Source organism: Bradyrhizobium sp. BWC-3-1 (assembly GCF_032917965.1).
In the GTDB taxonomy this organism is placed as follows: domain Bacteria; phylum Pseudomonadota; class Alphaproteobacteria; order Rhizobiales; family Xanthobacteraceae; genus Bradyrhizobium; species Bradyrhizobium canariense_D.
Map to the genome: position 1 here is coordinate 7663913 of NZ_CP136625.1, position 13164 is coordinate 7677076.

General features: G+C 60.0%; 13 protein-coding genes and 2 pseudogenes. 8 read left to right on the forward strand and 7 right to left on the reverse strand.

Annotation, left to right across the window (positions count from 1 at the left end; genetic code table 11):
• The first annotated feature begins 48 nt into the window (after window positions 1-48).
• The 8 genes from RX329_RS36840 to RX329_RS36870 all read left to right on the forward strand — a co-directional run bounded on the left by RX329_RS36840 (window position 49) and on the right by RX329_RS36870 (window position 6262).
• A complete protein-coding gene (locus RX329_RS36840) occupies window positions 49-1128 on the forward strand; it encodes an ABC transporter ATP-binding protein (protein ID WP_317246476.1) in 1080 nt (359 codons plus the stop codon).
• Between the two features lie 8 nt (window positions 1129-1136).
• Entirely contained in the window at window positions 1137-2039 is a 903-nt protein-coding gene (locus RX329_RS36845; protein ID WP_317245199.1) for an ABC transporter permease, read from the forward strand.
• Complete coding sequence (locus tag RX329_RS36850) at window positions 2036-2830, forward strand: ABC transporter permease (protein WP_317245200.1); 795 nt, start codon at window positions 2036-2038, stop codon at window positions 2828-2830. The genes RX329_RS36845 and RX329_RS36850 overlap by 4 nt, the downstream gene beginning before the upstream one ends.
• Before the next feature lie 333 nt (window positions 2831-3163).
• Window positions 3164-3622 carry an amidase family protein gene (locus tag RX329_RS36855; RefSeq protein WP_317246477.1) on the forward strand — a complete coding sequence of 153 codons (459 nt, stop codon included), beginning with the start codon at window positions 3164-3166 and terminating at the stop codon, window positions 3620-3622.
• An 818-nt stretch (window positions 3623-4440) separates the two neighbouring features.
• The gene (locus RX329_RS42205) at window positions 4441-4635 is read left to right on the forward strand and encodes a hypothetical protein (RefSeq protein WP_410706181.1); all 195 of its coding nucleotides are present in this window, start codon (window positions 4441-4443) and stop codon (window positions 4633-4635) included.
• Window positions 4636-4777: 142 nt separating this feature from the next.
• Complete coding sequence (locus RX329_RS36860) at window positions 4778-5095, forward strand: alpha-hydroxy-acid oxidizing protein (RefSeq protein WP_317245201.1); 318 nt, start codon at window positions 4778-4780, stop codon at window positions 5093-5095.
• 532 nt (window positions 5096-5627) lie between these two features.
• Window positions 5628-5807, forward strand: coding sequence for a hypothetical protein (locus RX329_RS36865; protein ID WP_317245202.1), 180 nt, complete (start codon window positions 5628-5630; stop codon window positions 5805-5807).
• Between the two features lie 71 nt (window positions 5808-5878).
• Window positions 5879-6262, forward strand: coding sequence for a hypothetical protein (locus RX329_RS36870; protein WP_317245203.1), 384 nt, complete (start codon window positions 5879-5881; stop codon window positions 6260-6262).
• Window positions 6263-6823: 561 nt separating this feature from the next.
• On the opposite strand, the gene RX329_RS36875 is transcribed toward RX329_RS36870, so the two are convergent.
• The 7 genes and pseudogenes from RX329_RS36875 to RX329_RS36905 all read right to left on the reverse strand — a co-directional run bounded on the left by RX329_RS36875 (window position 6824) and on the right by RX329_RS36905 (window position 12992).
• Window positions 6824-7441, reverse strand: coding sequence for a cupin domain-containing protein (locus tag RX329_RS36875; RefSeq protein ID WP_317245204.1), 618 nt, complete (start codon window positions 7439-7441; stop codon window positions 6824-6826).
• 580 nt (window positions 7442-8021) lie between these two features.
• Window positions 8022-9069: pseudogene (locus RX329_RS36880) on the reverse strand (IS110 family transposase).
• 429 nt (window positions 9070-9498) lie between these two features.
• Complete coding sequence (locus tag RX329_RS36885; RefSeq protein ID WP_275199710.1) at window positions 9499-10617, reverse strand: IS110 family transposase; 1119 nt, start codon at window positions 10615-10617, stop codon at window positions 9499-9501.
• Between the two features lie 125 nt (window positions 10618-10742).
• Window positions 10743-11030: pseudogene (locus RX329_RS36890) on the reverse strand (glutathione S-transferase N-terminal domain-containing protein); the annotation flags it as partial.
• Between the two features lie 107 nt (window positions 11031-11137).
• Window positions 11138-12082: an electron transfer flavoprotein subunit alpha/FixB family protein gene (locus RX329_RS36895; RefSeq protein WP_317245205.1), complete on the reverse strand. Its 945-nt coding sequence runs from the start codon at window positions 12080-12082 to the stop codon at window positions 11138-11140.
• Window positions 12082-12831 carry an electron transfer flavoprotein subunit beta/FixA family protein gene (locus RX329_RS36900; protein ID WP_085350746.1) on the reverse strand — a complete coding sequence of 250 codons (750 nt, stop codon included), beginning with the start codon at window positions 12829-12831 and terminating at the stop codon, window positions 12082-12084. The genes RX329_RS36895 and RX329_RS36900 overlap by 1 nt, the downstream gene beginning before the upstream one ends.
• Before the next feature lie 14 nt (window positions 12832-12845).
• On the reverse strand, window positions 12846-12992 hold the full coding sequence (locus RX329_RS36905) for a hypothetical protein (RefSeq protein ID WP_410706184.1): 147 nt from the start codon (window positions 12990-12992) through the stop codon (window positions 12846-12848).
• Between the last annotated feature and the right edge of the window lie 172 nt (window positions 12993-13164).

Consider the following 13164-nt stretch of genomic DNA (forward strand, 5'->3'; position numbering starts at 1 on the left):
GCTATGGAGCAGGCGTTAATTCCTTTGACTTCGCCTCAGGGCAATTACATGCGCGGCGCGTCGGTGTCGCTAACCGGTCTGGAAAAAAGCTACGGCCGCGTCATGGCCGTGGCCGGGGTGTCGCTCGACATCCGATCCGGCGAATTCCTCACCTTGCTGGGCCCCAGCGGCTCGGGCAAGACCACGACGCTCATGATGATCGCGGGCTTCCAGACTCCCAGCGCGGGCGACATCTCCATCGACGGGGCCTCGGTGGTCGCCATGCCACCCTATCGCCGCAACATCGGCATGGTGTTCCAAAACTATGCTCTGTTTCCGCACCTGACTGTGTGCGAAAACATCGGCTTCCCACTTAAGCAGCGTGGCGTCCCGAAAGATGAGCGAGCGAGGCTGGTGGGTGAGGCGCTTGAGTTGGTGCATCTGCCAGACTATGGCGGGCGCTATCCGCGCCAGCTCTCCGGCGGCCAGCAACAGCGCGTGGCGGTGGCGCGGGCCATCGTATTCAAGCCGCGGCTGCTGTTAATGGACGAGCCGCTGGGTGCCCTCGACAAGCAGCTGCGCGAAAATCTGCAGCTCGAGATGCGTCGCCTGCACGCCGAGCTTGGCGTCACCTGTATCTTGGTCACGCACGACCAGGACGAGGCGCTCACCATGTCCGACCGCATCGCCGTCATGAACGATGGCAAAGTGGCGCAGATCGGGAGCCCGGAGGATCTCTACGACCGGCCCAGCAATCGCTTCGTGGCGGGCTTCATCGGCCAGTCAAACTTCTTGCCCGGGGTCGTTTGCGGTGCGGAGAACGGCATCGTTGTGGCCAAGTGCGAAGGCGTGCTGGTGCGGGCCATGACTTCGCTGCGCCCGGCAATCGGCACCAAGGTCACCCTGACGATACGGCCCGAGCGTCTGCGCTTCGCCGACAGGGTTGTCGAAGCCGGACCAACCGTCAACCGCATGGGTGTCATCGTGACCGAAGCCGTATTCGCCGGTGAGCGCTGTCGCTACCTGCTGAAGGCCGACGACGGGACCTCGCTGGTACTTAAGGAAGCTTCGAGTGCGGCCGTCCGCCGCCGAGCCGTAGGCCAGCGCACAGCGATTGCCTGGTCGGTCGCAGACACAATCCTCGTGTAGGGCAAGCTATGTCTGAGGCGACGATCCCCCCCTCTTGCTCACTCGCAGCCAGGCCAAGTGAATGGTCTGCGTGGAATCGCGTACTCCCACGCGTCATTCCGCTGCTGCTCGCCGCACCGCTGCTGCTGTACATGGTGGTGTTCTACGCCTTGCCTGTGGCGTCAATGCTGCTGCGCAGCCTCAACGATCCCAGTTGGTCGATGGATCACTATGCGGCGCTGCTGGGCGACGTCGTCTTTCTCAAGGTCTTCTGGATCACGCTCAGCACGTCATTTGTCGTCACGCTCAGCACCTTCGTGCTCAGCTATCCGGTAGCGCTCGCGCTGTCCCGCGCACGCTCCAGCGCACCTTTCATCCTGATCGTGATCCTGCTGCCGTTCTGGACGTCAGTGCTGGTGCGCAGTTACGCCTGGATGGTGCTGCTGGGCCGCCATGGCCTAGTTAACGAAGGCCTACTGGCGCTCGGCCTGCTTGAACACCCGATCCGGCTGCTCAACACGACGCTAGCGACCCAGATCGCCATGACGCACATCATGATGCCTTACATGATCCTACCGATCGCCAATGCGCTGCGGCAGATTGACCCCTCGTTAGCGCTCGCCGCCTCGGGTCTGGGCGCTACGCCTTGGGGCGTCTTCCGACAGGTCGTCTTGCCCTTGTCCATGCCTGGCGTGGCCGTCGGCGTGCTGCTGGTTTTCGTGCTGGCGCTCGGGTTCTATATCACGCCCGCCCTGGTGGGCGACGCGCGCGAGATCACCCTCTCGATGCTAATCGCCAACGAGGTCGACCAGCTCCACTGGGGATATGCGGCGACTTTATCTGCCGTGCTGCTGGCGACGGCACTCGGCTTGATCGCTATTGTGCAGTTCCTGCCCGGCGTGGGCAACGCCTTCAGGATGAACCTCCAATGACTGCCTTGCGCTTCCTGCCGGCGACGATCGTCGGCCTAATCCTGCTGTTCCTCGCCTTCCCGATCATGGTGGTGTTCGTCGTATCCTTCTCCTCGGCAAACTACCTGACTTTCCCGCCGCCCGCCTTCGGCTTCAAATGGTACGTTGTTTATTTTGCCAGCGCCGACTGGCTGCGCGCAACTTGGCTTAGCCTCTGGGTGGCGGCCGCCGTCGTGGGGCTTTCGACGACGCTCGGCACGCTCGCCGCGATCGGCATCACACGCCTGCCACAGCCGCTGCGCCTCGTCGCCACCGGCCTCATCCTGTCGCCTCTGATCGTACCCGTGATAGTCGTTGCGATCGGTGTCTACTACACTTTCTCTCGTTACGGGCTAGTCGGCACGCCGGTGGCGATCGTGCTGGCGCACACTTGCCTTGCTGTGCCGTTTGTTGTCACTAGCGTCAGCGCCAGCCTCGCCGGCATCGATCGCAGGCTTGAACAAGCTGCGTTGAGCCTCGGCGCAACCCAGGCCGGCACGTTCTGGCAAATAACCTTGCCGCTGATCCGGCCGGGCATCCTCGTCGGCGCGCTGTTTGCGTTCATCACCTCGTTCGACGAGCTGGTCGTGTCCCTGTTTCTGTCAGGGTCCGGCGCTGTCACGTTGCCGCGCCGCATGTGGGACGATCTGCGCTTCCAGATTGAGCCCACGATCGCGGCCGTCTCCACGCTCACGGTCGTCCTGACGACGCTGCTGCTCGCCACCGCGCAGTTCTTGCGCAAGCGTAGCGAGCAACTGAGAACGACTTCCTAACGCCGGCATCCTAGTAAGACTCTTCGTGAGGAGCTCCCTTTCTAGCTTCAGGCGCAGCATCCATAAGGGCGAGGCCACGCTCTCGCAATACCTCGCGGCGATCGGCGCCCACGAAATGAATATCGGCGCCTTTGTCAGCCGGACGAAAAGCCTACGAGCCACAAATAAGGGGGGGCGCTGCCCCGGTATTGCAGTCGGAATTAACGACATCATCGATACGTCGGAGCTTTCGACCGAAATGGGCTGCCGATCTGCAAGTGCTGGCAGCCCCCGCGGATGCTTCTGTGGTCATGATGCTCAAGCGGGGCGGGTGCGACCATTGTCGGCAAGACGATAGCGACCGCTTTCGCGGCTACGGATCCGGCTGCGACGCTGAATCCGCGCAATGATGATCACACGCCAGGTGGCTCGTCCTCAGACTCAGCGGCCGCCGTGACCGCCCGTATGATTCCACTCGCATTAGGCACGCAGGCCGGAGGGTCCGTGATCAGGCCGGCATCCGACTGTGGCGTGGCTGCGATGAAGCCGTCCTATCGGCTGCTGCCGTCCGTCGGTGTGAAATGCTCTTCATGGAGTTTCGACACGGTCGGACTGTTCGTGGACCGGCGTGCAAGATCTTGCGCTGCCACTTGCAGCAATGACCGGTGGGCGGAGCGCGCGGAGCATCAGGTCGCGGCTCCAGCAGCGGGGCGTGCCGGCGCCACCGTCCGCATGGTCAAAGTTCCGGAAGCTTTGCGCGCCAACCTCACCGTTCTGACTTTCGAGGAGTATCGCGCGGTGTCCTGGGAATAGAAGGTGCATCGCGACGCGATTGCGCCGAAGCTTCGCGGGCACCGGGCACATGATCTAAAAGGCATCAGTGCTGCGGAGAGAGGAACCGCGGGCAGACGATCGCGACAAACTAAATGCAAGACGCTTCTCGTCTACATGGCGACGAATGATCCTGCTCGTACAAGTTTCGCAGCGTATTCGCGAGCCGTTCATCAAATACGCTGCCTTGTAACGATGACTGACAGTTGCTCCCCTTCGTCATTATCAGGCAGAGCAATCGACTCTCCAGCAAGCGCTTGCAATGAGGCGTGGCCGGTCATGAATGCGGGGCGAACAGTCCGTCCTTGACCGCGCTGAAGCACATCTGGATGCCTTTCCGATTAGCTGAGCGTTTTCGCCGACAAGGCAGAGTAGATCTTCTTCAGAGACAAAGAGCCAAGCAAACCGAAACGGGCTTTGCTACTGATAATAAGGTTGGGCTGGTCAATTCAGATTCTGAAGGAAAGCAACATATGCCGGATACTTGAGTTTGGTCGGAAAGCTCACCGAAGCAGCAGTATTAAACTACAACTCGCAATCAACAGTAACCAGGACGCGCGGAATTAGTTGACGATACTGTTTGGCCGCACTTATTCGAGCCGGCATCGCGCCCGACAGGGCTGGCGAGCCTGTTCCGGCCGCGGCACCGACAATGATACTAGCTGAGGCGGCGCGCGACCTCAATGTGCCCTTCATTCACGTCGGGCTCAGCACGGGCTTGATCGGATCTCGGCAAGCTGGCAGCCAGCCATGGCTGGTACCCACTCTACTCCGCCAAGGATCCGTCGATCTGCGAGGACATGATCAAGAGCATGAACGACGCCGGGCTCAGGTCTCTCGTATTCACCGGCGTGCCAATAGGCTCGAACCGTGAGCGCGACATCCGGAACGGCTGGGGCAGGCCTCTGAAGGTACCTGGAAGACAAAGCTCCAAGCGCTGCACCTCCCGGCTGGATAATACAGTGGCCGCAGCACGGCAGGCCATATTTCGATAGTTGGGCCAAGTAAGCAATTGCCAACGCCAGCGCGGATGAATTGGGCGATGTCGTCGTCGACCAGAGCTACGCGCCGATGGCGTGGAAGCATGTCGCGCGCTATCGCGATCTATGGAAAGGCGCTTTCGTGCTCAAGTGAATCATGCACCCTGACGACGCGGTCCGCGCGCACTCGGGTGGACGGCATCATGGTTTCCAATATGGTGCGCGGCAGTTCGACAATGCACCGTCGCCATTGGAGGTGCTGCCTGCCATCTGCGATGCTGTGGGCAACATGATGACCGTGATGCTCGACGGCGGCATCCGCCGCGGCCTCGACGTGCTGAACCAATCTGCATGGGCGCAAAGTTCGCATTCGACGAGGAGGACTTGCGCCGCAACAGGCGCTGAGCGATGCAAACCGTCGGCTTATAACTCGGTCTCGGCAGCGATATTCAGATTTCGGGAGCCAAATCGATAACATTAGAGGCGGAGTACGGCTGCTGTTGCAGGTAGATGAGCGGCGACCTTCATTAAATGAGCCGCTTACGCCAGCGCCAAGAAAGTCCACTTCGGTTAACAGATACAATTAGAGAAGCGCGCTCGGGTGCAATGTTCGAAATAGAAAACACTCCCGATGATATTCAAGGACTTACCGCATCAAAGAAAACGTCTGTTCAACCATGGCGGCGATGATAGTCATGTCGTGTGTGTCGGCTAGACACGTTCCGGCCGCTGTCGAGAAATACAACTAAGCAGTCACATTAGATGTATGGGTCGCCAGCTTCTGCGGCGGCGCGAGCTGAAGACATTGAAGGCGTCCTGTTCAATGTCAGCGGTTCGATCGGCTGTTGAATTGGAGAACGACATGACTGCGCCGATTTGGCATTTTCCGATCGCGGACACCCACAATCATCCGCTAGCGCGGGCCGGTCGAGCTTCGTCGGCGGCGCGGGCGACTTCGATGCAGCAGGACGAATGCGCAACCAGGGCGACCCTCAGAGATCAGATCCATGGCGAACATGGCGAAGGCGTTCGCCAACGAATCCTGCACCTTCGACAACGTGGTGCGCCTCAAGGTGCTTTCCACTGCCGAACGCGACGATTGGGAGGTGCTCGCTCGTGCCGTAGTCATGATGTATTCTCGCCGACAAGAGTGGAAATTTGCAGGGCCGCTGCGCCATGCGACCTGACGGCCCACCAACGATGAGTATGGGGACTTACCGGCCAGTCAATGAGTTAATGAAGTCAACTGGAGGATAGCATGAACGTCTTCAAAAAAATTGTCCTTTTTACCGACACCGACGGCCGCGCGCGCTTTCGCGAAGAAACGATAGACCTCACCGAAGGCACCCCGCAGATGCAGCTGTCAGCACGATTTGCGTGCAGTAGTTATCAGCTGCGTCAGACCCCCGCCGGGCTAACCTCTAAATTCCATTGCTCCGGCACTCCTTTGTGGGTCTTCATTCTCGGGGGGCAAATGGAGATCATTCTGCAGGATGGGAGTTCGCGTGTTTTCAAACCTGGCGATTGCTTTTACGGGGCCGACACGCCGCCCATCGGCGCACCTTTCAACGAGAAAGTGCATGGGCACGCGACGCGTACGGTTGGCCCCGATCCGTTAATCACCATGTTCGTGCACGGGTGAGTTGGTTGCCTCTTTGGAAGTCGATCCGCGCTCTGATCTATTGTCGCCGAGCGCCATCAGGCCGTCGACGACTTCCTCTATGCAGTTGCCCAGGTTCGCGTGTTGACAGCGATGGTGTCGAGGCATGCGTTGGCGGTGGGCTCAAACTCGCCGCCGTTTTATTGCAGATGCGCTATCTCTTGCCGTCTTTTAGCGCCCCTTGAAGTTTGCCTTTTGCTTCTCGAGCCAGTCCCCAATGCCTTCCTTGCGAATCTCGGTCCCGGTTAATGCAAAGTGATAGAGATCCTTATGGCTTTATGGCTCGCGAGATCATCAAGTGCACTGGCGAGCCGATTGACCATCTGCTTGGTCATTGGCAACCGGGGATGGGCGGCTGGGCGGCGATCTTCTAAGCGAGCCTCAACGGCACGTAACAAATGACCGAGCGGACGGCTTCGACCGAGGTCGCCAGGCCATACGCATGCAATGAGGCCGTGAGCTGGTCCAAGGACGCGCGTCGAGCGCCGCATCGGCGATCTGTCAGCCTGTGCTGGACGGTCGGCTCTGGAGTCCACTGTTTGGTCAGAATGATGGTGGCGTACAAGCGCTCACAAGCTCACACGGCTCTCCGCCAATGCACCTAAACCGATGTGGCCGGCGGCTGGAGAAGTAATATGCGTCGCCAGGACCTAGAATACGCCGTTGATCGTCGACCGTAACCTCCAAGCGTCCACTAATGATGACTCCGCCCTCTTCACCGTCATGAACCAGGTTGACCTTTCCTGTATCGGACCCCGGCGTGTATGTCTCCTTCAAGATCTGCATCGCGCGACCAACCGTACCATTTCCCACCTGCAGAAAGGAAATTCCTCCCTTGCCGATCTCCGTCAGATCTTTACTTTTGAAGAAGATCTGCTCCCTGTCCTCCTCCTCAAGCGAAAAAAACTCTGCCAAGCTGATTGGAATGACGTCCAATATGCGCTTCAACGCACCCACGGACGGATTCGTCTGCCCTGATTCGATCAAAGATATGGTCGAGTTGACCACGCCGGCCCGCTTTGCGAGCGCGCGCTGTGAGAGCCGATTGCGCTGTCTAATGTAACGCAGGCGAGCGCCGATTTTCTCGTGGACGCTGTCAGTCACCGCCCGAAGCCGGAACGTCCCAACGGTGGCTTCGCTACATTCTCCGGTCAAAGCCATGCCATCAGCCTTCTTATGTACATGCGATGCGGAGCCGCCAAAAATGCTGGCCGGCCGCGATTCCGCTGATCCGAAGTTTGACGCCGGTCATTCTCTTTGATCGTGAAGCAGTTACATTTCCGCGTCTGTACATTAGCGATAAGTCAATCGTGATTAATGCAACTGGTCCCGCACTGACGCCTAAATTCCTCGTCGAGACACCATTTTTCGTCGGATTTCATCACGCTATTGCTTGGCACATTCAAACCTAGCCGTGATACGACTATTCGGATGTGCGGCGAACAGGATGGGCGCTTTCCGACGCCATACTGGACAATGCGGTCTTAAAGGGCCTCCTATGAAACTCTGACCCGCCCCGCCCGTGCAAGGTCGTTTAATGAGGACGATGCAGTCTGCACAAATGTATCCGGCCTCTTGCAAGTGGGCCGCTGTTGCGGCCAGGCCATGATGAGATCCGCGCGTGCCGTTCCCAGATAAATGGTTCGGGCTCGAAGCCCGCTTTTTTGCACAGGGTTTACGGCGCGCCGATCGACTGTTTCGTCATCACCTTCACGAACCTCGCAGTCTGGAACAAACGGGATCAGCTAAAGGCCGGCCGTTCATAGCTTGCGCCGGGCTTGGTCATCACCACCCATGCGATCCGCGCAATCTTGGCCGCCAAGGCGACGGTGACCTTGTTAGTGTGCATGCGTGCCTGAAGTCCATCAAGCCACGCGCCAAGGCGGTATCGCGAGCGATCAAGATGAGTCACGCAGGAACGGGCGCCATGGATGATCATCCGGCGCAGATATCGATTGCCGCGCTTGCTTATCCCCAGCAGCTTCGTTTTGCCTCCCGTAGAATATTCTCTCGGGACAAGACCTAGCCAAGCTGCCATATCGCGGGCCTTTTTGAACTGGCGGGCAGATCCAGCTGCTGCCAAAAGCGCCGTCGCGGCCAGCGGACCAATGCCCGGGGATGGTCATCAATCGACGTGCGGTATCGCTTTGAGAGGCAATTGCCTCAATCTCGCGGTTGACCTCGGCAATCCGCAGCTCCAGCTGCCGCAGCTCGTCAAATGTAGATGCAAGAATGCGACGCATCGCCGAGGTTAGATCATTCGACTGATCGGCCAAAACCCTCGGCAGATCAGCCTTGAACTTGCCGGCGCCCTGGTGAATAGCGATCCCATATTCCAGGCAAAAAGCGCGCATCTGATTGATGAGGCACGTCCGTTGCGACATCATCCGATCGCGAACACGATGCAGCGCTTGCAGGTCAATGTGCTCAGGCGACCTTAGCTCGACGAAGCGCATCGTTGGTCTCGTCACGGCTTCGGCGATCGCCGCGGCATCGATGATGTCATTTTTGTTGGACTTCACATATGGCTTCACGAATTGAGCTGGGATAATGCGAACGGTGTGCCCCATGGCGGCGATCTTGCGGGCCAACCATTGCGAGCCGGAGCAGGCCTCCATCCCCACCAAAGCCGGTCCTGCACGTTCGAAGAACTGCAAGAGCGTATCGCGCCGAAAGGTCGCCTTCTGGATCGGCATTCCGGCGGCGTCGAGCCCAACGACGTGGAAAAGGTTCTTGCCAATGTCGATCCCAAATACCGTTGCCGGCCTGGGCTTGTTCCGTGTCCTCATTGCTTGCTCCTTTCAAAAGCCAACTCAGTCTGACTGAGAGGACGGGGCGGGTCATCCCATTCTGATGTCCCCAGTCAAGCACACAGCGCACGGTTTCTCATCTCCACGAGGACTCATCGTGAAGTTCTTGTGCCGATGGATCGTGCAGAGGAGAAGGCGGGACTCAAAGACGTCGGTGAACAGGCTCTGATTCGCGGGTTGGATACCGCATTTCCGTTTTTTCGTCTGGGGCTGTCCCTGGTCTAGCGTCGGGCGTCGATCGGATGATCGGCCACATAATGGATTTCAGGATTTCCCCTGCCGTGGTCCCGCCTTCACTTCTGCACGATTAATGTCTGCGACTGCCCCCTGATCTTGATTGCAACAAAGGGGGCTGTGGGCCGGTCGAGCGCACCTCACGACTCGAGCGGTCCACAGCCCCCAACGATGTCACGCCTGTCGAGGTGGCATGAGCTCGCGATTGATCGCCCAAATGAAGGCGGATAGCTCTCGGGCAATCGCCGTGACGATTACGGTTCGCCGCTTGCCCTTCCGCTCGAGTGAGCGGAAGCGTCCGCACAGCCTGGTTTGCGCTTTCCACGCAATCTCGCGCGCGACTCTCGGTGCGGCCTCCACCTTTGGCTGCTTGTCTCGGCTCACGCGCGGCGGATATCGATAGCTCCAGGCCGCCTCTACAAGAATACGTCGCGCCCGCCCATTACCGGCTTTGGTGATGCCGCCTCGCTTGACTTGGTCGCCAGTCGAGTTTTCTGTGGGCACCAGACCCAGATAGCCCATCAACTCGCGCGGATTTTGAAAGCGGGATAGATCACCGATCTCAGCCAGCACCCCCACAGCCGCAATGAGATCAATCCCACGCACCGCCTGCAGGGCCGACACAACCTCGGCGAGCGACCACTCGGGTACTACCTCGCGGATGGCATCTTCCAAACGCTCCAGCCGCTCACTTTCCTGGCGTATCCCCTCAAGTAACTCTTCGAATGCGATGCGCTGCTCGCGATGCTCGAGCTTCTGCGACATGAGCCATCTCATGTGGGCTGGTCCCCACGTTGTCTTGCCCGGATAGATGCGTCCCAGCCGCAGCATCAATGACGAGATCTGTTGACGCTTGCCCTGGAGGTCCTTCTTCACTGCTTGACGGGCGCGCGAGAGATCGCGCATAGCCTCATGGCGCTCGTCCGGCACCCACACCGCCGTGAGCTCGTCCGCGCGCAACAGCTTGGCGAGGCTTACCGCATCGCGCCGGTTCGTCTTCACTCGATCGCCGGCCTTCTTCGGAACGAGCGAGGGGGCCACCACCAGGCAGTCATGGCCGAGGCTCTTGAGCAGTCTGTAGAGACCGTATCCTGTTGGCCCTGCTTCGTAGCAAAACGTCAACTGACAGCATTTCGCTGCAAGCTTTGCCACCAGCTTTCGGATCGCTGCCTCCGTGGCAGGAAACTCCCCGAGATATCGTACCTCGCCGCCACGGCCGCCATCGGCAATGGCTATAGCATTGCGCGATTTTGACGTATCGATTCCGACAAAGACCTCGGTATGATGACCCACGACTCGCCCTCCTTGTTTGAGGCTCTACCCGGTCCATCCGGGCAACCCTCGTCGCAACATCGAGGGTGAGTCGCCTCATTTTGTGGGGGGACATACAGTCTAGTGGTGATGTGCATTGATCATCATCGCGCCAGAGCGCGGCCGCCCTCGCCTCCGAACAACGACGGACGATCCGGAAAATGGTCTTCGAGATAATTCGCGATGGTCCAGGAATCGACCACGGGCTTGTCATCGTGCAACAGCACGGGGACTTTTTTTCGAACCGTGCGCCGCAATCGCGCTCTCTCGGTGAAGCGCCAGGGCAGCGTCTCCGCCGACATCCCTTGTGTGCCAGCGCCATCCGCGTGCGCCGGCAATAGGGGCTGAACGGACGCGAGGCGTGTGCCGACGAGTTCGAAGAGTTTGAGTGACATGATTGCTCCCGTTGCTGCGGTTGGTGAACAGAATGGTTCCCGAGCTCACCGCCGCCTGCAACAGCGGCCGGAACTTTATACCTCCGGCCGGTGTTGTGAACGCGTTTTTACTTGCCGAGCTTGCCGAGCGCCTCGGTGAGCTCAGGAACCGCTTGATAGAGGTCGGCGACCAGGCCGTAATCGGCAACCTGGAAGATCGGCGCGTCCTCGTCCTTGTTGATCGCGACGATCACCTTGGAGTCCTTCATGCCGGCCAGATGCTGGATCGCGCCGGAAATGCCGACCGCGACATAGAGCTCGGGGGCCACGACCTTGCCGGTCTGGCCGACCTGCCAGTCGTTCGGCGCATAGCCCGCATCCACCGCGGCACGCGAAGCGCCGACGCCGGCCCCGAGCTTGTCGGCGAGCGGCTCGATGTACTTCGCGAAGTTCTCGCGGCTCTGCATGGCGCGGCCACCGGAGACGATGATCTTGGCCGAGGTCAGCTCGGGACGGTCGCTCTTTGCGACTTCCTCGCCGACAAAGGACGACAGGCCCGGATCGGCCGCCGCCGCGACGCTCTCGACCGACGCGCTGCCGCCTTCTCCCGCTGCGGCGAAGGTGGAGGTGCGCACCGTGATGACCTTCTTGGCGTCCTTCGACTTCACCGTCTGGATGGCGTTGCCGGCGTAGATCGGGCGCTCATAGGTGTCCGGGGCGACCACCTTGGTGATCTCCGAGACCTGCATGACGTCGAGCAGGGCCGCGACGCGCGGCATCACGTTCTTGAAGCGCGAGGTCGCGGGCGCGACGATGGCGTCGTAGCCGGGAGCCAGCGAGACGATCAGCGCGGCCAGTGGCTCGGCCAGATCGTGCGCGTAAAGCGCGCCGTCGGCGAGCAGCACCTTCTTCACACCGGCAAGCTTTGCGGCGGCGTCGGCCGCAGCCTTGGCGTTCTCGCCGGCCACCAGAACCTCGACATCCGCGCCGAGCGCCGCCGCTGCGGTCAGGGCTTTGTTGGTCGCATCCTTGAGCGACGCATTGTCGTGTTCGGCAATCAAAAGCGTCGTCATCAGAGCACCCCGGCTTCGTTCTTGAGTTTCGACACCAGCTCGGCGACGTCCTTGACCTTGACGCCCGCCTTGCGGCCCGCCGGCTCGGTCGTCTTGAGAACCTCGAGGCGCGCGGTGAGATCGATGCCATAATCGGCGGCAGTCTTGTCCGCAATCGGCTTCTTTTTGGCCTTCATGATGTTCGGCAGCGAGGCGTAGCGCGGCTCGTTGAGACGGAGATCGGTGGTGACGATCGCCGGTCCCTTCAGCTTCACGGTCTGCAAGCCGCCGTCGACTTCGCGGGTGACCTTGAAGTCGCTGCCTTCGACCTCGAGCTTCGAGGCGAAGGTCGCCTGCGACCAGCCGAGCAGCGCGGCCAGCATCTGGCCGGTCTGATTGCTGTCGTCGTCGATCGCCTGCTTGCCGAGAATGATGAGGCCCGGCTGCTCTTCGTCCGCAATCTTCTTCAGGATCTTGGCGACCGCGAGCGGCTCGACCGCACCCTCGGCCTTCACCAGGATGCCGCGATCGGCGCCCATGGCGAGACCGGTGCGGATCGTTTCCGACGCCTGCGCCGGTCCGATGGAGACCACCACGACTTCGGTCGCCTTGCCGGCTTCCTTCAGGCGCAGCGCTTCTTCGACCGCAATTTCGTCGAACGGGTTCATGGACATTTTGACGTTGGCGAGTTCAACACCCGATCCATCGCTCTTGACGCGGACCTTGACGTTGTAATCGACCACCCGCTTTACCGGCACCAAGACCTTCATCGATCCTCTTTCACTCAATTTGGGAAGGGAGTTATCACGAACTGATGAGTTGATCCGCGTTGATCGCGATCAAAGTGCAGATTTTGTGCGTAAGGGATGGTGCTATCTGTGGGGCTGGGCGATGAATGGAGCATGGAGGAGCAATCATGCAAGCCTGCCACACCTTCTGCGCGGAAGCGCTTGACCCATTTGGCGACGCTCTTAGGGCGTCGTGTTGAACCGGTGCGCCGCGTCGGCTTGGCTCAGCCACCTTCCACGCTTCCTGGCCATCGCCTTCGGGCGTTGGACGTCAATGGCGCATCCTTGTGTGAACGTTCATGTGGTCTCTGCTTG